The organism is Streptomyces smyrnaeus (assembly GCF_017676345.1).
In the GTDB taxonomy this organism is placed as follows: Bacteria; Actinomycetota; Actinomycetes; order Streptomycetales; family Streptomycetaceae; genus Streptomyces; species Streptomyces smyrnaeus.
Genome location: NZ_JAFFZM010000006.1, coordinates 72,766 through 92,954 on the forward strand (window position 1 = coordinate 72,766; position 20,189 = coordinate 92,954).

18 protein-coding genes are annotated in these 20,189 nt (G+C 72.2%); 12 read left to right on the forward strand and 6 right to left on the reverse strand.

The window, feature by feature from the left end; genetic code table 11:
- Positions 1-39 precede the first annotated feature (39 nt).
- The 3 genes from JW613_RS11725 to nudC all read left to right on the forward strand — a co-directional run bounded on the left by JW613_RS11725 (position 40) and on the right by nudC (position 5,976).
- Positions 40-3,396 carry an ATP-dependent helicase gene (locus tag JW613_RS11725; protein WP_209210749.1) on the forward strand — a complete coding sequence of 1,119 codons (3,357 nt, stop codon included), beginning with the start codon at positions 40-42 and terminating at the stop codon, positions 3,394-3,396.
- A gap of 28 nt (positions 3,397-3,424) precedes the next feature.
- Positions 3,425-4,831 (forward strand): dipeptidase, encoded by a 1,407-nt coding sequence (locus JW613_RS11730; RefSeq protein ID WP_209210750.1) that lies wholly within the window; start codon positions 3,425-3,427, stop codon positions 4,829-4,831.
- 233 nt (positions 4,832-5,064) lie between these two features.
- A complete protein-coding gene (nudC, locus tag JW613_RS11735) occupies positions 5,065-5,976 on the forward strand; it encodes an NAD(+) diphosphatase (RefSeq protein ID WP_209210941.1) in 912 nt (303 codons plus the stop codon).
- A gap of 85 nt (positions 5,977-6,061) precedes the next feature.
- Here nudC and JW613_RS11740 read toward each other — a convergent pair whose 3' ends face one another.
- Positions 6,062-6,304, reverse strand: coding sequence for a mycoredoxin (locus JW613_RS11740; RefSeq protein WP_099883954.1), 243 nt, complete (start codon positions 6,302-6,304; stop codon positions 6,062-6,064).
- Positions 6,305-6,493: 189 nt separating this feature from the next.
- Between JW613_RS11740 and JW613_RS11745 the strand changes: the two genes are divergently transcribed.
- The 4 genes from JW613_RS11745 (at position 6,494) to JW613_RS11760 (ending at position 10,098) form a co-directional block, all read left to right on the forward strand.
- Positions 6,494-8,710: an ATP-dependent DNA helicase UvrD2 gene (locus tag JW613_RS11745; RefSeq protein WP_209210751.1), complete on the forward strand. Its 2,217-nt coding sequence runs from the start codon at positions 6,494-6,496 to the stop codon at positions 8,708-8,710.
- Between the two features lie 258 nt (positions 8,711-8,968).
- A complete protein-coding gene (locus JW613_RS11750) occupies positions 8,969-9,241 on the forward strand; it encodes a hypothetical protein (RefSeq protein WP_209210752.1) in 273 nt (90 codons plus the stop codon).
- A gap of 132 nt (positions 9,242-9,373) precedes the next feature.
- Positions 9,374-9,742: a WhiB family transcriptional regulator gene (locus tag JW613_RS11755; protein WP_099883960.1), complete on the forward strand. Its 369-nt coding sequence runs from the start codon at positions 9,374-9,376 to the stop codon at positions 9,740-9,742.
- Positions 9,739-10,098 (forward strand): putative WhiB-interacting protein, encoded by a 360-nt coding sequence (locus JW613_RS11760; RefSeq protein WP_245225436.1) that lies wholly within the window; start codon positions 9,739-9,741, stop codon positions 10,096-10,098. The genes JW613_RS11755 and JW613_RS11760 overlap by 4 nt, the downstream gene beginning before the upstream one ends.
- Before the next feature lie 120 nt (positions 10,099-10,218).
- On the opposite strand, the gene JW613_RS11765 is transcribed toward JW613_RS11760, so the two are convergent.
- Complete coding sequence (locus JW613_RS11765) at positions 10,219-11,685, reverse strand: ABC1 kinase family protein (RefSeq protein ID WP_209210753.1); 1,467 nt, start codon at positions 11,683-11,685, stop codon at positions 10,219-10,221.
- 60 nt (positions 11,686-11,745) lie between these two features.
- A complete protein-coding gene (locus tag JW613_RS11770; RefSeq protein WP_209210754.1) occupies positions 11,746-12,828 on the reverse strand; it encodes a ThiF family adenylyltransferase in 1,083 nt (360 codons plus the stop codon).
- 233 nt (positions 12,829-13,061) lie between these two features.
- Between JW613_RS11770 and JW613_RS11775 the strand changes: the two genes are divergently transcribed.
- Positions 13,062-13,625, forward strand: coding sequence for a M48 metallopeptidase family protein (locus JW613_RS11775; RefSeq protein ID WP_209210755.1), 564 nt, complete (start codon positions 13,062-13,064; stop codon positions 13,623-13,625).
- Here the strand turns inward: JW613_RS11775 and JW613_RS11780 are convergent.
- Both JW613_RS11780 and JW613_RS11785 read right to left on the reverse strand, forming a co-directional pair.
- Positions 13,597-14,175 carry an NUDIX hydrolase gene (locus JW613_RS11780; protein WP_209210756.1) on the reverse strand — a complete coding sequence of 193 codons (579 nt, stop codon included), beginning with the start codon at positions 14,173-14,175 and terminating at the stop codon, positions 13,597-13,599. The two genes, JW613_RS11775 and JW613_RS11780, sit on opposite strands and share 29 nt — an antisense overlap.
- Entirely contained in the window at positions 14,172-15,674 is a 1,503-nt protein-coding gene (locus tag JW613_RS11785) for a zinc-dependent metalloprotease (protein ID WP_209210757.1), read from the reverse strand. Before JW613_RS11785 ends, JW613_RS11780 begins: the two co-directional genes overlap by 4 nt.
- A 189-nt stretch (positions 15,675-15,863) precedes the next feature.
- Here JW613_RS11785 and JW613_RS11790 point away from each other — a divergent pair, with 189 nt between their 5' ends.
- The 4 genes from JW613_RS11790 to JW613_RS11805 all read left to right on the forward strand — a co-directional run bounded on the left by JW613_RS11790 (position 15,864) and on the right by JW613_RS11805 (position 19,424).
- Positions 15,864-16,964 (forward strand): SDR family oxidoreductase, encoded by a 1,101-nt coding sequence (locus tag JW613_RS11790; RefSeq protein WP_209210758.1) that lies wholly within the window; start codon positions 15,864-15,866, stop codon positions 16,962-16,964.
- A 218-nt stretch (positions 16,965-17,182) separates the two neighbouring features.
- Positions 17,183-17,680: a molybdenum cofactor biosynthesis protein MoaE gene (locus tag JW613_RS11795; RefSeq protein ID WP_245225438.1), complete on the forward strand. Its 498-nt coding sequence runs from the start codon at positions 17,183-17,185 to the stop codon at positions 17,678-17,680.
- 255 nt (positions 17,681-17,935) lie between these two features.
- Positions 17,936-18,283 (forward strand): hypothetical protein, encoded by a 348-nt coding sequence (locus JW613_RS11800; protein ID WP_209210760.1) that lies wholly within the window; start codon positions 17,936-17,938, stop codon positions 18,281-18,283.
- A 25-nt stretch (positions 18,284-18,308) separates the two neighbouring features.
- On the forward strand, positions 18,309-19,424 hold the full coding sequence (locus JW613_RS11805; protein ID WP_209210761.1) for a YlbL family protein: 1,116 nt from the start codon (positions 18,309-18,311) through the stop codon (positions 19,422-19,424).
- Between the two features lie 179 nt (positions 19,425-19,603).
- Here JW613_RS11805 and JW613_RS11810 read toward each other — a convergent pair whose 3' ends face one another.
- Positions 19,604-20,170, reverse strand: coding sequence for a PPA1309 family protein (locus JW613_RS11810; protein ID WP_209210762.1), 567 nt, complete (start codon positions 20,168-20,170; stop codon positions 19,604-19,606).
- Positions 20,171-20,189: the final 19 nt, after the last annotated feature.

The window sequence follows — 20,189 nt, forward strand, 5'->3', positions numbered from 1 at the left end:
GGCGGTGATCTGTCAGCCGCGAGCGCTAGCGTCTTACGAGTGCCCGCACCGCTCACCGACCCAGGACAGCTCGCCGAGCTGCTGGGTATCCCGTTCACCCCGGAGCAGACGGCCTGCATCACCGCGCCGCCCGCTCCCCAGGTGATCGTGGCCGGCGCGGGCTCGGGGAAGACCACCGTCATGGCCGCCCGCGTGGTGTGGCTGGTGGGAACCGGGCAGGTCGCCCCCGACCGCGTCCTGGGGCTGACGTTCACCAACAAGGCGGCCGGTGAGCTGTCCGAACGCGTACGCAAGGCGCTGCTGCGCGCCGGTGTCACCGGATCCGACCCGGCGCCCTTCGACGGCGCCGGCGACGGCCTGGCGGACGGCGCCGAGGTGGGAGAGCCGCAGATCTCCACGTACCACGCCTTCGCCGGACGGCTGCTGACCGAGCACGGGCTGCGGCTCGGCCTGGAGCCGACCGTGCGGCTGCTGGCCGACGCCACCCGGTTCCAGCTCGCCGCCGGGGTGCTGCGCGCGGCCCAGGGCCCTTTCGAGGCGCTCACCAAGTCCGTGCCGGCACTGGTGGAGGACCTGCTCGCGCTCGACGCCGAGCTGTCCGAACACCTCGTCACCCCCGAACAGCTGCGCGAACACAACGCCGAGCTGCTCGCCGGGCTGGAGGGGACCCGGCTGACCAACGAGAAGCTGCGCAAGGTGCCCCAGGCGACGCTCGCCCGGCAGGAACTGCTCGGCCTGGTCGAGGAGTACCGCGCCCGCAAACAGGCACAGGAGCGGATCGACTTCGGCGACCAGATCGCGCTGGCCGCACGGCTCGCCGGGATGCCGGAGGTGGGCCGTGCGCTGCGCGAGCAGTTCTCCGTCGTACTGCTGGACGAGTACCAGGACACCTCCGTCGCACAGCGCGTACTGCTCGCCGGGCTCTTCGGACAGGGCACAGGACACCCCGTCACCGCGGTCGGGGACCCCTGCCAGGCGATCTACGGCTGGCGCGGCGCCTCCGTCGCCAATCTGGACGACTTCCCGCACCACTTCCCGCACGCCGACGGCACCCCGGCCCGCCGCCAGTCGCTGAGCGAGAACCGGCGCAGCGGCGGCCGTCTGCTGCACCTCGCCAACGACCTGGCAGCGCCACTGCGCGAGCGGCACGAGGGAGTCGAGGCGCTGCGCCCCGCCCCCGGTGCCGAGGGGCAGGGACTGGTCCGTGCGGCGCTGATGGAGACCCAGGCCGAAGAGATCGCCTGGCTGGCCGACTCGCTGGCGCATCTGGTGCGTACCGGCACCCCGCCCGGCGAGATCGCCGTGCTGTGCCGCAGTGCCACCGATTTCGCCGAGATCCAGGGCGCACTGGTGGAGCGGGATCTGCCCGTGGAGGTCGTCGGCCTGTCCGGGCTGCTGCACCTGCCGGAGATCGCCGATCTGGTGGCCGTCTGCGAAGTGCTGCAGGACCCCACCGCCAACGCCGCGCTGGTGCGACTGCTGACCGGGCCGCGCTGGCGGACAGGCCCGCGCGATCTGGCGCTGCTCGGCCGCCGCGCGGCGCTGCTCGTGGCGCACCAGCGCAGCCGCGAGGGCGACGATCCGGACGAGCGACTGGCCGCGGCCGTCGAAGGTGCCGACCCGGCGGAAGTGCGCTCCCTGGCCGACGCGCTGGACACCTTCCTGGAGGCCGACGGGTACGAGGACGAGCTGCCCTTCTCCGCCCAGGCCCGGGTCCGCTTCGCACGGCTCGCGGCCGAGCTGCGCGATCTGCGGCGCTCGCTTGCCGACCCGCTGATGGACGTGCTGCACCGGGTGCTGACCGTCACCGGGCTGGAGGTCGAGCTGGCCGCCTCCCCGCACGCCGTCGCGGCCCGGCGGCGCGAGACGCTCGGCCAGTTCCTCGACATCGCAGCGGGCTTCGCCTCACTGGACGGCGAGGCCACCCTGCTGGCCTTCCTCGCGTTCTTGCGCACTGCCGCGCAGTACGAGAAGGGGCTGGACAGCTCACTGCCGGGCGGCGAGAACACGGTCAAGGTGTTGACCGCGCACAAGTCCAAGGGCCTGGAGTGGGACGTGGTCGCGGTGCCGGGCCTGGTCGCCAAGCAGTTCCCCAGCGAACAGGCCCGCGAGACCTGGCTCACCCAGCCCAAGGTGCTGCCCTACGCGCTGCGCGGTGACGCCGATACGCTCCCGCCCCGGCCGGAGTGGAACGCGAAGGGGCTCAAGGAGCACGAGAACGCGCTGCGTGCCCATCAGTCGACGGAGGAGCTGCGGCTCGGCTACGTCACCTTCACCCGCCCGCGCAGCCTGCTGCTGGGATCGGGGCACTGGTGGGGCCCCTCCCAGAAGCGCCCGCGCGGCCCCTCCGCCTTCCTGGAGGCCTTGCGCGCCCACTGCGAGGCCGACCCGGCGCACGGCGAGGTCGAGCACTGGGCCGATCCTCCGCAAGAGGGCGCGGTCAACCCCGCGCTGGCGGAGCCGGCGGAAGAGCGGGTCTGGCCGCTGCCCCTGGACGAGACCGCACTGGCGCTGCGGCGCGAGGCGGCGGCGCGGGTGGAGTCGTACCTGGCCGCACCCGCCCCGGACCCGAACACCACGGCGGCGAACCAGGGCACCGATCCGGCAGCCGAAGAGCTCAGCCCCGAGGAGGCCCGGCTGGTCGCCGCCTGGGACCGCGACCTGGAGGCACTCACAGGCGAACTGCGCCGCTCCCGCGCGGCAGTACGCGACGTACCCCTGCCGCGCACACTGAGCGCCTCCCAGCTGCTGCGCCTGGCAGCCGATCCGGAAGGCTTCGCCCGGGAACTGGCCCGCCCCATGCCGCGCCCGCCGCGGCCTGCGGCAGCGCGCAGGGGCACCCGGTTCCACGCCTGGGTTGAGTCCCGTTTCGAAGAGCTGCCGCTGCCGCTGCTCGGCCCCGACGAGCTGCCCGGCGCCGAGGGCGAGGGCCCCTACGGCAGCGAGCCGCCGCACATCGCGGACGAACGGGACCTGGCGGCCCTCAAGGAGGCCTTCGAACGCACTCCCTACGCGCAGCGCACGCCCCACCGTGTCGAGGCGCCCTTCCAGCTCGTACTCGCCGGACGGGTCGTCCGGGGCCGGATCGACGCCGTCTACCGGGACCGGGGCCCCGACGGGAGTGTGACGTTCGACATCATCGACTGGAAGACCGGTCGCGGCCAGGACGCCGACCCCCTCCAGCTCGCCGTCTACCGGCTCGCCTGGGCCGAGCAGGAAGGGGTGCCGCTGTCCTCGGTCGGCGCGGCGTTCCTCTACGTGCGCAGCGGTGAGCTGGTGCGGCCGGAGGCGCTGCCCGGCCGCGCAGAACTGGAGCGGCTGCTGCTGGGCGACGTACACCTGGACGGCCCGGACGCGCTGCCCGAGGAACCGGGGAACCCTCCGGCTGACGGCTGATCACCCGACGCCGGTTAGGCTCGATGGCATGAGCACCACCCCGGCTCCCCCGGACAGCGCGGTCCGGACCTTCATCCAAGAGCAGCGTTCCGCCTTTCTGACCGACCTGTCCGCCTGGCTGCGCATCCCCTCCGTCTCCGCCGACCCGGGGCGTGCCGATGATGTGCGGCGCAGCGCCGACTGGCTCGCGGCCACCCTGCGCACGACGGGCTTCCCCGTCGCCGAGGTCTGGGAGACCGACGGAGCGCCCGCCGTCTTCGCCGAGTGGCCCTGCGACGACCCGACGGCACCCACCGTCCTCGTCTACGGTCACCACGACGTCCAGCCCGCCGTCCGCACCGACGGCTGGCACAGCGAACCGTTCGAACCCGAGGAGCGCGACGGTCGCCTCTACGCGCGCGGCGCCGCCGACGACAAGGGGCAGGTGCTCTTCCACGCCCTGGGTCTGCGCGCGCATCTGGCCGCCACCGGCCGCACCGCGCCGGCTGTCGGCATCAAGCTGCTGATCGAAGGCGAGGAGGAGTCCGGCTCCCCGCACTTCCCCGCACTGCTGCGCACCCACGCCCAGCGCCTGGCCTGCGACGCCGTCGTCGTCTCCGACACCGGCATGTGGGACGAGAACACCCCCACCGTCTGCACCGGCATGCGGGGGCTCACCGACTGCCAGATCGACCTGTACGGGCCCGGCCAGGACGTGCACTCCGGCTCCTTCGGCGGTGCGGTTCCCAACCCGGCCACCGAGGCCGCCCGCCTCGCCGCAGCCCTGCACGACGACGACCGCCGGGTGACCCTCCCCGGTTTCTACGACGGCATCGTGGAGCTGACCGAGGAGGAACGCACCCTCTTCGGTCAGCTGCCGTTCGACGAGGAGGCCTGGCTGCGCGCCGCCCACTCGGAGGCGACACTGGGCGAGCGCGGCTACACCACCCTGGAGCGCGTCTGGGCCCGCCCCACGGCGGAGGTCAACGGCATCAGCGGCGGCTACCAGGGCCCCGGCGGCAAGACGATCGTGCCCTCCCGCGCCGAGCTCAAGCTGTCCTTCCGCACCGTCGCGGGCCAGGACGAGGAGAAGATCCAGCAGTCGCTCAGGGAATGGGTCGCCGCACGCCTCCCCGCAGGCATCCGGCACGAGATCACCTTCTGGGGCGCCACCCGCCCCTGCCTCACCCCGCTCGACCACCCCGCACTGCGCTCCCTCACCCGCGCCATGCGGCGCGCCTTCGGCACCCCGGTCCGCTTCACCCGGGAGGGCGGCTCGGGACCGGCCGCCGACCTGAGGGACGCTCTCGGCGTCCCCGTTCTGTTCCTCGGGATCTCGGTCCCCTCCGACGGCTGGCACGCGCCCAACGAGAAGGTCGAACTCGATCTGCTGTTCAAAGGGGCCGAGACGGCCGCATACCTGTGGGACGACCTCGCGGCACACTGGAGCGGCTGACAGCGGCTGCTCCGGCAGCGCGACCGCCCGGAACGAGCCGCCCCGCCGCCCGACTCACGAACGCTCGCCAACCGCCCCCCGACCCGGCCACCGGGCGGGGAGCCCCGACCCAGGGGGAGTAGGAAGCAGAAGTGACCATCCCGACCTCGACCGACCGTTCCACCGGAGAGCCCGCCACGGACACCGCCCCGCACACCGGCTCCACCGTCGCGTCAGCGGCCGACGAGCAACCCATCAGCCTCACCACCACAGGAGGCATCGACCGCGCCTCCCACCACCGGCTGGACGAGGCATGGCTGGCGGCGGCCTGGAGTCACCCCAGCACCCGCGTCTTCGTGGTCTCCGGCGGACAGGCCCTGATCGAGGACAAGGAGGACGGCACCACGGAACTCGTCATGATGCCCTCCTTCGACGCGCCCTTCACCGAGGCCCACCGCTACTTCCTGGGCATAGACGAAGAGGGCGTGCGCTACTTCGCACTCCAGAAGGACTCACTGCCCGGCAGGATGGACGACATCGCCCGCCCGGCCGGACTGCGCGAAGCCGGACCCCTGCTCTGCGACCGCGACAGCGAACTGATGGTCCACGCCATCGGCCTGGAGAACTGGCAGCGCACCCACCGCTTCTGCTCCCGCTGCGGCGAACGCACCGTCATCGCGGCAGCCGGGCACATCCGCCGCTGCCCGGCCTGCGGCGCCGAGCACTACCCGCGCACCGACCCCGCCGTCATCATGCTGGTCACCGACGACCAGGACCGCGCACTGCTGGGCCGCCAGGTGCACTGGCCCGAGGGCCGGTTCTCGACGCTCGCCGGCTTCGTCGAACCGGGCGAGTCCATCGAAGCCGCGGTACGCCGCGAGGTCGCCGAGGAGGCCGGCGTGGCCGTGGGCCCCGTCAGCTACGTCGCCAGCCAGCCCTGGCCCTTCCCCTCCAGCCTGATGCTGGGCTTCATGGCCCGCGCCACCTCGCCCCGTATCAAGGTGGACGGGGACGAGATCGAGGAGGCCCGCTGGTTCTCCCGCGACGACCTGCGGGCCGCGATCGAGACCGGCGAGGTGCTCCCACCCGCCGGAATCTCGATCGCGGCCCGCCTGGTCGAACGCTGGTACGGACAGCCGCTGCCCAAGCCCCGCCGCCACGACTGAGGCGGCCGAGCCGCCGCCACGATCGGGCGGCGGGCCGGGCCCGGGCCCGCGGGGCCGACCGTCCACCGGCGGCCCCGCGAGCGGGTCAGCCGCCGATCTTCTCCTTGACCTGCGCCAGGGAGGGGTTGGTCAGCGTCGAGCCGTCGGGGAACAGAACGGTCGGCACCGTCTGGTTGCCGCCGTTCGCCTTCTCGACGAAGGCCGCCGACTCGGGGTCCTGCTCGATGTTGATCTCGGTGTACGCGATGCCCTCGCGCTCCATCTGGCCCTTCAGCCGACGGCAGTAGCCGCACCAGGTGGTGCTGTACATCGTCACAGTGCCCGCCATCTTCTCCAGTGCTCCTTCGTCTCGTCCGGTGCCTCCAGTGAACGCGCGCAGGCACCGGACCATTCCCCCCAGGGGTAACGGGCGGAAATCCCCGAGGGAGCGGACAGGGTCACACCGCTTGTATGACAAACAACCCCGGCTGTGGACAACCCCGTCACCGCCCCGCCCGGCGGCTGGCAGCATGGCGGGGTGACAGCAGCAACGGACTCCACTCTCTTCCCGCAGGTTCCCGACTCCCCCGACGCGGTGCTCGAAGGGCTCGACCCCGAGCAGCGCGAGGTGGCGACGGCCCTGCACGGTCCGGTATGCGTACTCGCCGGTGCAGGCACCGGCAAGACCAGAGCCATCACCCACCGCATCGCCTACGGCGTCCGCGCCGGCATCCTGCCCCCCGCCGGGGTGCTGGCCGTCACCTTCACCCAGCGGGCCGCCGGCGAGATGCGCGGCAGGCTCCGCCAGCTCGGCGTCCAAGGCGTACAGGCCCGCACCTTCCACTCCGCCGCACTGCGCCAGCTGCAGTTCTTCTGGCCCCGTGCCGTCGGTGGCGAGCTGCCGCCGCTGATCGAGCGCAAGGCCCAACTCGTCGGCGAAGCCGCGGCCCGCTGCCGCCTGCGGCTCGACCGCACCGAGCTGCGGGACGTCACCAGCGAGATCGAGTGGTCCAAAGTCACCCAGACCGTTCCCGAGGACTACCCGGCCGCCGCCGCGAAGGCGGGTCGCGCCGCCCCCCGCGACCCCGCCGAGATCAGCCGTATCTACGCCCTCTACGAGCAGCTCAAGCGCGAGCGCTCAGTGATCGACTTCGAGGACGTACTGCTGCTGACCGTCGGCATCCTCCAGGACCGCCCGGACATCGCCGAGACGGTTCGCGGGCAGTACCAGCACTTCGTGGTGGACGAGTACCAGGACGTCAGCCCGCTCCAGCAGCGGCTGCTGGAGCTGTGGGTGGGGGAGCGGGAGAGCCTGTGCGTGGTCGGTGACGCCAGCCAGACCATCTACTCCTTCACCGGTGCCACCGCCGACCACCTCCTCGACTTCCGCACCCGCCACCCGAGCGCCACCGTCGTGAAACTGGTCCGCGACTACCGCTCCACCCCCCAGGTGGTCCACTTCGCCAACGGACTGCTCGCCCAGGCACACGGCCGCGCCGCCGAACACCGCCTGGAACTCGTCTCCCAGCGCGATCCGGGACCCGAGCCGGTCTGCGCCGAGTTCGCCGACGAACCGGCGGAGGCCGAGGGGGTCGCCCGGCGGGTGCGGGATCTGATCGCCTCCGGCGTCCCCGCCAGCGAGATCGCCGTGCTCTACCGCATCAACGCCCAGTCCGAGGTCTACGAGCAGGCCCTCGCCGACCTGTCGGTCCCCTGCCAGCTGCGCGGCGCCGAGCGCTTCTTCGAACGCCCCGAGGTGCGCGAGGCGTTCGTGGTGCTGCGTGGCGCAGCCCGCGCCGGCGGGAACGACGCGCTGCTGGACGACGCGGTCGATCTGCCCTCCCAGGTGCGTGCCGTGCTCGGCACCAAGGGCTGGGCCCCGCAGCCCCCCGCCGGATCGGGAGCGGTGAGAGACCGCTGGGAGTCGCTGGCCGCGCTGGTGCGGCTGTCCGTGGACTTCGCAGCGGCCCACCCGGAGGCGACCCTCTCCGATCTGGTCGCCGAGCTGGATGAACGGGCCAGAGCCCAGCACGCCCCCACCGTCGAGGGCGTCACACTCGCCTCGCTGCACGCGGCCAAGGGCCTGGAGTGGGACGCGGTCTTCGTGGTGGGCCTCACCGACGGCATGCTGCCCATCACCTACGCCAGGACCGAGGAGCAGATAGAGGAGGAGCGCAGACTGCTCTATGTCGGCATCACCCGCGCCCGCCGCGTGCTGACCCTCTCGTGGTCCCTCGCCCGTTCCCCGGGCGGCCGTCCCAGCAGACAGCCCAGCCGCTTCCTCACGGGCCTGCGCCCCGGCACGAGCGCGGGCGCACGGCGGGCGGCGACGGGAGCCGTCAGCGGCAGCGTCACCGGCGGCGGCTTCGACCGCGGCCCGGTCGCCGGCCGCGGGCGGGTGCGGCGGTCCCCGGCACGGTGCCGGGTGTGCGGGCGTTCGCTGACCGACCCCGGTGAGGTGAAGCTGATGCGCTGTGAGGACTGCCCCTCGGAGCTGGACGAGGTGCTGTACGAGCGGCTGCAGCAGTGGCGGGCACGGCAGGCCGCGTTGCTGGGACAGCCGGACTACTGCGTATTCACCGACAAGACCCTCCTCGCCATCGCCGAGGCGGTGCCCGACGACGAGGCCGCGCTCTCCCGCATCTCCGGGGTCCGCAGCCGCAAGCTCCAGCAGTTCGGCGCCGACGTGCTGGCCCTGTGCGCGGGCGAGGAACTGCCGACGGACCCCGGACAGGACGCTCCACGACGCGAATGACCCGGAACCAGAACGAGGGAGGGGGTGGGGTGGGAGGGGGGAGGGGGAGAGGAACACAGGGCCTTCGTCCTCTGTCACAGAAGCTGTGACAGAAAGCCGCGAAAAATAGTTTGCGCGCGCCGTACGGAGCCTCATAGCCTTCCGGACATGGAGAGGGCGGGCCTTTTCGCTCCCCCTCTTCCATGCTGTACTTAGTCCTGAAGATTTCCGGACCGGCCTGGCGGCGGGTCCCCGAGACGCCGAGAGGAGGCGAGACCAGTGGCCACGATCATTTCCCAGCTCAAAATGACCGATCACTCGGTCATTCGCGCCTGCCTGCTCGGCTCCCGTCCCCACGGCACTGGTCTGTCCGGCGTCGTCCTGGGTGGCAATGAGCGACCGACCAAGGCACCCGAGGTAGCAGCACAGGCACAGGCAGTGGCCTTTGCCAGCGGCTCCGCGGCCAACGGTGCCGGCGAAGGACGCCAGAAGACGCAGCGCTACACGATGTGGGCCTTCCGTGGCCTCCGACCCTGGAGAGATCCAGCCTGATCGGCGAGATCAGGTCGGCACCTTCCAGGGCCGCGGAACCCACACCGGGATCCGCGGCCCTTCTGTTTGCCCCGACCGGCCACCAGCCGGCCCGACATGACAACAGACACACAACAGACAGGAAGCACCGCAGTGGACACCGAGACGCACCCCGACACGTTGCGCCCCGCGCCTTCTCTGCCGCCTGATCCCACCACGGAGGACTCCTTGACTGCCCCGCAGATCACCCTCACCGAGCTCGACGACGCCATCGAGCGGCTCGGTGTCGACGTGCCCTGCCGCTCCTACGACCCGGAGGTCTTCTTCGCCGAGTCCCCCGCGGACGTCGAGTACGCGAAGTCCCTCTGCCAGACCTGCCCGCTGCGTGAGGCCTGCCTCGCCGGCGCCAAGGACCGCCGCGAGCCCTGGGGCGTCTGGGGCGGCGAGCTGTTCGTCCAGGGCGTTGTCGTTCCGCGGAAGCGTCCGCGGGGCCGTCCCCGTAAGAACCCGGTGACGGCATGAGCTCCCGTCGTCATGGATCGCCCGCCCGCCGCAAGGCGGTTGCCGGAACGATCGACAGCCCGTCGGCGCTGGACCCGCGCACGCGCCACCTCACGAAGCAGGACCCGACGATGACACCCATCCACGAGACCACCGCACGTACCCACGCGGACGCGACAGTCGTCCGGCAGAACAGGACCCGTGACATGCAACTCATGCCAGAAAGTTTGGCCAGGGCACAAATACAGGACAGGCTGCACGAGGCCGAGTCAGAACGCAGGGCGTTGCGACTGGTGACCGCTCGTCGCCTCCAGCGCCGGGCCGAACGCGCCACCCTCCGCGCGCGGCGTGCCCTCGCGATGGCCGTCATGCAGTGACCTGAACGACCGGAGAGCCGGGGCAGCCGCCCCGGCTCTCGCCGTTTGTGCCCCGGCTCTGCGGTCGTTGCGCCTGTGTGTGAGGGGCCCGACCGCGTGGGCCTCGACCGGGCGGGCGCCTCAGAGTGCGACGTGTGACGGCTCGCCGGGCTCCGGCGCGGGCTGTGCCCCGGAGGCCTCCTTGCCGGGCTCGTCCTCCTGCGGCGGCCCCTGCGGCCCCTGCGGCCCCTGCGGCCCCTGCGGCCCCTGCGGCGCAGGGGGAGCGAAGCCGGGAACCCAGGTCTCCATGTCCTCCCGCATCCGCACCGTCGCCCCGAGCTGGCACAGGACGCCGATCGTGCTCAGCGTCACCCGGTGGATCAGCAGATACGACGGCGGCAGATTCAGCTGCCGTCCCAACTGGTGCGCCGGGGAGCGGGGGTCGGCCACCCGGGCCGCCTGTCCGCGCAGCCACTCCCTGCTGAAGGTGAACTCCTCGACACAGGCGGGCTCCACGATCGGCAGCAGATACTCCCGCACCGCCTCGGGCTCCAGCTCTATCTGGTCCTTGACGAAGCCTTCTTCACGCAGCAGTTCATAGGCGGTCTCCGCGTCGCCCTCCAGCGTCATCCGCAGCACCTCGCCGATGACCGGCGGCAATCCCTCGGGCAACCGGTCGACGGTGCCGAAGTCCAGCACGCCCAGGCGCCACTCCTCCGGCTCGGTGCTGTCCGAGGTCACCAGCCGGAAGTTTCCTGGATGCGGATCCGCGTGGAGCAGCCCGGTGCGCACCGTTCCGGAGAAGAGGAAGCGGCTCAGCAACTGGCCTGCCCGGTCCCGCTCCTCGCGGCTGCCGTCGGATATCACCTCCGAGAGCGGTATGCCCTCCAGCCACTCCGACACCAGCACCTGATCCGCCTGGTGCACCACTCGGGGGACGACCACATCCCCGTCCTCCGCGAACTCCTCCGCGTAGCTGCGCTGGGCATCTGCCTCCAGGCCGTAGTCCAGCTCCTCGGTGATCCTGTCGTGCAGCTCGGCGATGAGCGGTTTGATGTCCATACCCGGAATCAGCGGGCCCAGCAGCCGGGCGAACCGGCCCAGTTGGGTCAGGTCGGAGACGAGCGCCTCACCCGCGCCCGGATACTGGACCTTCACCGCGACATCCCGCCCGTCGTGCCAGACGGCCCGGTGGACCTGGCCTATGGAGGCGGCCGCGGCGGGCTTGTCGTCGAACTCGGTGAAATACTCCCGCCACTCCTCGCCCAGCTGTTCCGCCAGCACTCCGTGCACGGTGCCGGCCGGCATCGGGGGAGCGGCTTCCTGGAGACGGGTCAGCGTGGCGCGGTAGGGACCCGCCAGCTCGTCGGGGAGAGCGGACTCGAAGACCGAGAGGGCCTGCCCGAACTTCATGGCGCCCCCCTTCAACTCGCCCAGCACCTTGAACAGCTGCTCGGCGGTCCGCTGCTGCAGCTCCTGGCCGACGAGATCCGCGGAGATGCCCCCGATGCGCTTGCCCAGCCCCCAGGCGGAGCGACCCGCGAAGCCCAGCGGCAGGGCGGCCAGCTTGGCCGTGCGCGTCACCGCCTTGCGGGGAAGATCAGACATGCGTCCCTCCAACTCCCTGACAGCTCAACCGAGACAGCACCGAGGACGTCGGCCACCCGGTCATTGTCGCTTGCATCCGGCCATTCGTGAGTCCGCGGGTGGGGCACTCACCGAAGCGGCACCGCATGGACACTCCGGGTGTGCGGTGAATTGCTCGGTGTCGGGCAGCAGATGCGGCAGTGCGAACCGCAGGCGGTAGCCGACCGCGCAGGCACCGTCCCCGTCCAGATAGCTCAGCGCGTAGGAGGCCGTGGCGCCCGCCACCATGGTGGCCAGCGCGGTGTCGCAGGCGGGGACCCCCGTGCGCCGCCTGCTGCCCGTCCGCCACTGCCCCACCAGCATCGGCCAGCTCGGCTCGCGTTCCGCGCGGGTGCGTGCCAGGCACTGGGCGCACGGCGAGGAGCCGGGCAGCACCAGTGGCCCCACCACTCCGGTGGCCTCGACCACCCCGCCGTACAGATGGGGAGTGCCCGCGTCCATGAACCGCTCGGCGGTCTCCGGGTCCGGCGCGTAGGCGTCCAGCCCGTCCCGTGGCGCCACGATGACCAGGCCGACCTCGGATCGCGAGCGGCTGCGCCAGGGGCGGGAGGTGCGCACCACGCCGCGTGCCGCCACATCGCGGCGCGTGCCCACGTGCTCCGGCGGCACCCCGCCCGGCGCGGTGTCCCACTCCTCCACCACGCCCCCGTCCACCACATCCACCTGGCCCACCCCGGCCGCCGACAGGGTGGCGGCCACCGTGGCGCCCACCCGGCCGAGCCCGCGCACCTGGACTCGTGCGGCCCGCCGTGCCGCCAGTCTGCGCACGCCGCCGCCCGGCTCGCGGTGCACCACCGACAGCGAGGCCAGGTCGGGGCGCAGCCGGTCGGTGACGCTCGCCGCGGCCTCGCGGTCGGCCGTGGCGTCGTCCAGCACACCGGCCGCGGCGAGCCGTTCGGTGAGTTTCGCCGGCGTCTGGGGCGCCAGCCCCAGCAGGCGGGCCTCCTGCTGCAGCCGCTCCATGCTGCGGGTGCCGTCCATCAGCTCGATGAAGGCCGCCGTCGCGTCGCTCACCGGCCCCAGCAGCACCGCGTGGGCGGGTGCCATTCCGCACTGCACCGTCTGCCTGTCTCGCCAGCCCCGCCGCAGCGCGGGCTTGATCATCGGGTGCACGTTCCCCCCTGAGGTGCCGGGACTCGACCCGGCTCGGCCGTCGATCACTGCGGACAGCATGCCTTCACCGGCCGATTCGGCGGAGCCGGTTGTCCACAGGTACCGGCATTAGTCATACGACCGTGGGTCGCTCGCTCCGGCCGTGCCACGACTCTTGTCGCCTTTCCCGCTCGAACAACTCTGGAGGCGGGACTTCCGCCGTTGGCAGCGGGTAACGTCTTGGCGTGTCCGCCGAGCCGCTGAACAGCACCAGCCAGAGCGCGGTCGAGGTGCGCCGAAGCACGCGCCGACGCCGCACGGTCTCCGCCTATCGGGAGGGAGACCGCACTGTTGTGCTGCTTCCGGCGCGCATGACGGCGGACGAGGAGGCGCGCTGGGTCGGTGTGATGCTCGACAAGCTCGCCGCCCAGGAGAGCAGGCGCATGCTCGACGACAGCGACCTGGCCCGGCGCGCCGAGCAGCTGTCCGAGCAGTATCTCGACGGCCACGCCAGGCCGGCCTCGGTCCGCTGGGTGACCAACCAGAACACCCGCTGGGGCTCCTGCACCCCGGCCGAGGGCAGTATCCGCCTCTCCCACCGGCTGCAGGGCATGCCCGAGTACGTCATCGACTATGTGCTGCTGCACGAGCTGTCGCATCTGCTCGTGCCCGGCCACGGCCCGCGGTTCTGGCGGCTGCTGCAGGCGTATCCGCGCACGGAGCGGGCTCGTGGCTATCTGGAAGGTGTCGCGGCAGCCGACCGGCTGCCGCACCAGCCGGTCAGGGGAGAGGGTCCGGACGAGGGCTGACGGTGGCCGCTGTGGCCGCGAGCCGGGCCAGCCGCACCACCGACTCGTCCGCCGCCTCCGCCACCTCGTCGTAGCCGAACCAGCGCAGGTCGAGCGACTCCTCGCTGATCGTCTCGACGGCCCCCTCGGGCGCGAGGGCCGCGTACTGGACATCCAGGTGCCAGGCGCAGGGCGTGCGGTGCTTGTCGAGCCGGAGCGGGCCGCCGGGCAGCAGTGTGAGTCCGGCGATCCCCGACTCCTCGGTGGCCTCCCGCAGCGCGGCCCCGGCCAAGGTGGTGTCGCCGGGTTCGCAGTGACCGCCCATCTGGAGCCACATGCCCAGCTTGCGGTGCAGCGTGAGGAGCACACGGTCGTTCAGCGGGTCCACGACCAGCGCACTGGCGGTGATGTGCCCCGCCGAGCACGCCTTCCACATGCCGTCGGGCCGGTCGGCGATGTGGCGCAGATACTCCTGCCGCAGCTGCTCCTGCTCCGGGTCGGCGGCCTGGCTCCGCCACTGCTTCAGCACGCGCTCCGCGTCCGCGCGGAGACCGTCCGCAGGTGCGCTCACCGCCGGCCTTCGCCCTCGCTGCCCTCGCCGCCCTCGGTGTCGCCGTCGCCCTCGCCCGCGGCGCCCTCGGCGTCACCCTTGGTGCTCCCGGAGTGCTTGTCGGACCGCTCGTCGGACCGCTCCTCCGCCGAGCCCGCGGCCGCGTCGCCCAGCATCTTGTCGAGCTCGGAGAAGTCCGCGTGCTCGTGGTGGACGAAGGCGTCCGGGTCGTCCAGGTCGGCAGCCGTGGGCAGCATGTCGGGGTGCTCCCACAGGGCGTCCCGCCCCTCGGCGCCCCGGGCGTCCGCCAGCGAGGCCCACAGCCTGGAGGCGTCACGCAGCCGACGGGGGCGCAGCTCCAGACCGATCAGCGTCGAGAAGGTCTGCTCCGCGGGGCCGCCGGAGGCGCGCCGCCTGCGCAGCGTCTCCCGCAGCGCGGAGGCGGACGGCAGGTGCGGCTCGGCCGCCGCGTGCACCACCGCGTCCACCCAGCCCTCGACCAGCGCCAGCGCCGTCTCCAGCCGGGCGAGAGCCGCCTTCTGCTCCGAGGTGTCCTCGGGCTGGAACATGCCCTGCTGCAGCGCTTCCTGCAGCTCCTCGGGGCGCTGCGGGTCGATCTGGCCGACCACGTCCTCGAGCTTGGCGGTGTCCACCTTGATGCCGCGCGCGTACCCCTCGACGGCGCCGAAGAGGTGCGAGCGCAGCCACGGGACGTGCGCGAACAGCCGCTGGTGCGCGGCCTCCCGCAGCGCCAGGTAGAGGCGCACCTCCTCCTGCGGGACGCCCAGGCCCTTGCCCAGTGCCTCGATGTTGACCGGCAGCAGTGCCGCCTTGTTGGCCGGTCCCAGCGGGAGTCCGATGTCGGTGGAGCCGACGACCTCGCCGGCGAGCACGCCGAGCGCCTGCCCGATCTGCGTGCCGAACATGGCGCCCCCCATGGAGCGCATCATGCCGAGCAGCGGGCCGGCCATGGCCTGCATCTCCTCGGGCAGCACATCTCCCATGGCGGCACCGACGCGCTCGGCGACCGGGTCGACCAGGTCCTTCCAGACCGGCAGGGTGGCCTCGATCCACTCCGCGCGGCTCCAGGCCACCGCCGAGCCGGAACCGGACGGCAGCGACGTCACGCCGTCCAGCCACAGGTCTGCCAGGCGCACGGCCTCCTCGACGGCCGCACGGTCGTGCGGGCCGACCGAGGCGTCCTTGGAGCCGTCCTGGGCGCCCGCGGCCACGGTCTGCCGCGCGATGTCCTTGGCCATGTCCCAGTTCACCGGGCCGCCCTCGTAGGAGAGCATCTGGCCGAGCTTCTGGAAGGCGGCGCCCAGGTCGCTCGGGTCGAGCTGGCCCTGCCCGCCGCCCAGCGAGCCGAACATGGCTGCCAACGGGTTGTCGGCGCCACCGGAGCCCGGGCCGCCGAAACCGAACGGGTTCGGCTGGCCGCCGTCCGGCTTCTTCTTGCCGTCGTCCCCGTCCTCGGGCTCCTCAGGAGGTACGCCGAATCCGAATGGGGTGTCACTCACGGGTTTCCTCGGCTCTGTCTCGTCGGACGGTCTTGTGGTTCCGGGACGGTCTGCGTGTCCTGGGTGCGGTCTGGGTCTGCGTCGGTATGTCCTGGGTGCGATCTGTCGGCTCTGCCCCCAGCCTAGACACCAGTCAGGCAGGATGGAGCCTGCGCACCTCGTACCAGAAACAACCACTGGAGACGCCCGGTGAGTTCCTCCGAGTCCCACGTTCGCGCAGCGCGAACCCCGACCGTCGCCGTTACCGGCGCCGCCGCAGGGGTCGGCGCGCTGCTCACCGAGCGGCTCGCGGCCTCCGAGGAGATCAAGCAGGTCATCGCCCTGGATGAACGCCGCGGCGAGGTGACCGAGGCCCAGTGGCACACCCTGGACGTACGGGACCCGGCCATCGCCGACCGGCTGCGCGGCGACGGGGACCCGGTGGACGTCGTCGTCCATCTGGCGCTCGACCTGGACCTGGAGACCGACCCGGCGGCCCGCACCGCCTACAACGTGCGGGGCACCCAGACGGTGCTGACCGCGGCGGCAGCGGCGGGTGTGCACCGGGTGGTGCTGTGCACCTCGGCGATGGTGTACGGCGCGCTGCAGGACAACGACGTGCCGCTGTCGGAGGACGCCGAGTTGCGGGCCACCGCGGATGCGACGGGCGTGGGCGACCTGCTGGAGATCGAGCGCCTGGCTCACCGCGCGCCCCGCGCACACCCCGGTCTCAATGTGACCGTCCTGCGCCCCACCGTGCTGGTCGGCGCCGGATCGGACACCACGCTGACCCGGCACTTCGAGTCGCCGCGTCTCCTGGTGGTCGCCGGATCGCGGCCCTGCTGGCAGTTCTGCCATGTCGAGGACCTGGTCACGGCGCTCGAGTACGCGGCGCTGGAGAAGGTCGAGGGCGAGATGGTGGTCGGTTGCGACGGCTGGCTGGAACAGGAGGAGGTCGAGCAGCTGACCGGCATGCGGCGCATGGAGCTGCCCTCCACCGTCGCCCTGGGCGCCGCCTCCCGGCTGCACCGTCTCGGCTTGACTCCGTCCCCCGCGGCGGACCTCGCCTACACCATGTATCCCTGGGTCATCAGTGGCAGCAGGCTGCACGACGCGGGCTGGCGTCCCCGCTGGACGAACGAGGAGGTCCTGGCCGCGCTCCTGGAGGAGGTCTCGGGCAGGCACACGGTCGCCGGGCGGCGGCTGGGCCGTACGGAGGCGGCGACAGCGGCCGGAGCCGCGGGCGCGACAGTCGCACTGCTGGGCACCGCCGCACTGGTGCGCAGGGCGCGCAAGCGGCGCGGGCTGTGAGCGACGAGGCAACAGCGAGCCGACGCGAGCAAAACGGCGCAGCAGCAACCGGCGAACCGGACGGGAACGAACCGACTGGAAGGGCCCGGACGAGAAGGACCCGGACGGCACGGAATCGGACGGGGTCGACGTGGGCCGGAATGGCGCCCGAGGCGACCCGCGAGCGGTGCAGCAGTCGGGTGTTCCGGATCGGCGACAGGTAGGGCAGCATGACCGGCATGGCACAGACGTACGACGCTGCCGACGGTTCCGGCCGCCGGGGCAAGCACTCCGACCACCCGGGCGAGCTGGGGACCGAGGACCCCATCCGGCTGCTGGCGATCCGCGAGGCGCCCCTGTCCGTGGACGAGGTCTTCGCCGCGGTCGGCGACCAGGCCGCAGGGGGCACGGCGCTCTTCGTCGGTACCGTCCGCAACCATGACGGTGGCACCGACGTCGCTCGTTTGGGCTACTCCTCGCATCCCAGCGCCGAGGCCGAGCTGCGCCGGGTCGCCGAGAAGGTCGTCGCCGACCATCCGGTACGCGCCCTCGCGGCCGTGCACCGGGTCGGTGACCTGGAGGTGGGGGACCTGGCCGTGGTGGTGGCCGTCTCCTGTCCGCACCGTGCCGAGGCGTTCGACGCCTGCCGCACACTCATCGACGACCTCAAGCACGAGGTTCCGATCTGGAAGCACCAGACGTTCTCCGACGGTACCGAGGAGTGGGTGGGCGTCTAGCGCGCCGCGCAGCCTCCCGGTCCCGCTGACGGCTGCCCGGTCCCGCCGGGGGAGCAGCTCCCGCCGGGGAACTCTCCGCTGCCCGGGACCGTTCGACTGACTACGAGAGCGCACGCGAGTGCGGCTCGTTCCGGTTGCGTAACCGGTTCCGGCACCGGACCGTTGAGAAACCGACGGTTAATCTGCTCATCGGCCGGTCTGCCGGTCGCCGGGCCGTGTGCCCGGAGGCACCTACGAGGGGTCGGGAGGTTCCAGATGGCGGCTCTCGCCTGGTTGCTGATTCCGTTGGTCGCCGCTGTGGCCGCGAGCCTGTGGGGAAGCTGGGTCGGGCGGCGCCGCACCAAGACGCCCGACGCCGCGGGCGTCGCCGGCTATGAACGCTTCCGCGCCGCGATGGAACGTTCCAGTGCGGCAGGCACCGCCCCCGACGCCGCGGCGGGCACCGGAACGGGGGCCGATGTCGCAGCCGGGGCGGACGGTGCGGACGGTACGGAAGCGCGGCGCGGTGCCCGGCGGTGGAGACTGCGGCGGGACGCCGAACTCGCCTCCGCGGGTGCGTCGGCCCACTCGTCCACGGACGGACCGGCCCGGGAAGCAGGCTGACAGACCCTTCCCGTACTGTCGTGCCATGCCTCGCCGCACCGCGACCCTGCTGACCTCTGCGCTGCTGCTCATAACGATGTTCTGCGTCGGAGCACTGATCAACGTGCCCTACGCCGAGATGTCACCGGGCCCGACAGTGAACACGCTGGGTGAGCATGACGGCGATCCCGTACTCAATGTGAAGGACAAGCCCGGCCGGGACGGGCGCCCGGAGGAGTACGACACCTCCGGGCATCTGAACATGACGACCGTCCGCGTCACCGGCGCCGAGTACAGGATGACCCTCTTCGGGGCGCTCTCCGGCTGGGTGCGCCACGACAGCCTGGTCGTCCCGCACGAGACGCTCTACCCGGACGACAAGTCGGCCAAGGAGGTCGACCAGGAGAACGCCGAGGAGTTCACGGCCTCCCAAGAGAGCGCCAAGGCCGCGGCCCTCAAGGAACTGAACGTCCCGGTCAGCACCCATGTTCTCGTCGGCTCCGTCGAGAAGGGCGCTCCCGCCCACAAGCGGCTGCACGCAGGCGACGTCATCACGGCGGTGGACGGCACCCCGGTCGGCAGGCCGGAGAGCGTCGGCAAGCTGGTCACCCAGCACAAGCCGGGGGAGAAGGTCACCTTCACGGTGATCCCGGCGGCCAAGGCGAAGGCGGCCCAGAAGAAGGGCAAGAAGCCGTCCTCCAAGGACGCCGAGAAGATCACCGTCGGCACCAGGAAGGCCGCGGACGACGGTCGTGCGGTCGTCGGGATCCAGCCCGCGGTGGGGCACACCTTCCCGTTCGACGTCGACATCAAGCTCGCCGACATCGGCGGCCCCAGCGCCGGACTGATGTTCGCGCTCGGCATCGTCGACAAGCTCACGCCCACCGATCTGACCGGTGGGAAGTTCGTCGCCGGTACCGGCACGATCGACGACACCGGCAAGGTGGGGGAGATCGGCGGGATCCAGATGAAGACCGTCGGAGCGCGCAACAAGGGCGCCGAGTACTTCCTGACCCCGGCGGGCAACTGCGCCACGGCCGCCAAGGACAAGCCCGACGGGCTCACCCTGGTGAAGACCTCCTCCATGGACGATGCGCTCAGCTCGCTGAAGAAGATCCGCAGCGGCAAGACGGACGAGCTGACCCAGTGCAAGGCGCACTGAGCCGCCGCCCTCTCCCCGCCCGGTCCGCCACCCCCGCCCCAAGTCCGAACAGGCTGCTGCCGTCCGGCCCGCACCGCTGCGAGCCTGCCCCGCGCCGGCTCGCGGAGGTGCCCCCGGTCCGTTCCGCGGAGGCGCCGCTGCTCGGCGTCACCCCGCTGTGCGACGCCGCTCGCGCAGCGTCACTCCTCGAACGTCGCGGCCAGTGCCTCCGCCAGGCCGGGGACCAGGTCGGCGCCGGTGAGCACCTCGGTGGGGGAGTCCTTCTCCCGCAGCCGCAGCGCCGACTCCCGCTCACCGCCCCGTAGGACCGCCACCGTCATCCGTACCTCGCTGCGCTCGGGGTGCTCGGCGACCCAGCGCGCGAGCTGGTCGTCGTCCAGGTCCTCGGGCACGGCGGCCTCTGCCGACGGCGGCAGCATCAGCCGCTCCACGGTCACCGCGCAGCCGTCGACGGCCTCCGGCCAGGCGATGGTGCCCAGGAACTCGTCCAGCGGCGCGTCGGCGGGGATCTCGTCCTGTTCGACGGGGGTGAAGGAGGTTCCCCGGTCGCCGTCGGGCTGCTGGTCCAGGCCCAGCTGACCGGCCAGGCCGGGCTCCTCGGTCCGCAGCCGTTCGGTGTCCACCAGGGCGAAGAGCCGCGCCGGCTGGTCCCAGCCGAGCCCGGACGCGTACTCGTCGATCTCCAGCACCGCGCGGGTCAGGGGGCCGGAGGCGAGGGGCGTGCCCTCGGGAGAGAGGTTGTCCATCCCCATATCGTGCCGTCTC

Bases quoted from the DNA above. Each gene is read 5' to 3' on its own strand.
- JW613_RS11770 (WP_209210754.1), bottom strand. From the start codon at position 12,828: ATGATCAAGCCCGCGCTGCGGCGGGGCTGGCGAGACAGGCAGACGGTG.
- JW613_RS11810 (WP_209210762.1), bottom strand. From the start codon at position 20,170: ATGGACAACCTCTCTCCCGAGGGCACGCCCCTCGCCTCCGGCCCCCTG.
- JW613_RS11795 (WP_245225438.1), top strand. From the start codon at position 17,183: ATGGCACAGACGTACGACGCTGCCGACGGTTCCGGCCGCCGGGGCAAG.
- JW613_RS11805 (WP_209210761.1), top strand. From the start codon at position 18,309: ATGCCTCGCCGCACCGCGACCCTGCTGACCTCTGCGCTGCTGCTCATA.
- JW613_RS11730 (WP_209210750.1), top strand. From the start codon at position 3,425: ATGAGCACCACCCCGGCTCCCCCGGACAGCGCGGTCCGGACCTTCATC.
- JW613_RS11760 (WP_245225436.1), top strand. From the start codon at position 9,739: ATGAGCTCCCGTCGTCATGGATCGCCCGCCCGCCGCAAGGCGGTTGCC.
- JW613_RS11800 (WP_209210760.1), top strand. From the start codon at position 17,936: ATGGCGGCTCTCGCCTGGTTGCTGATTCCGTTGGTCGCCGCTGTGGCC.
- JW613_RS11740 (WP_099883954.1), bottom strand. From the start codon at position 6,304: ATGGCGGGCACTGTGACGATGTACAGCACCACCTGGTGCGGCTACTGC.
- JW613_RS11765 (WP_209210753.1), bottom strand. From the start codon at position 11,685: ATGTCTGATCTTCCCCGCAAGGCGGTGACGCGCACGGCCAAGCTGGCC.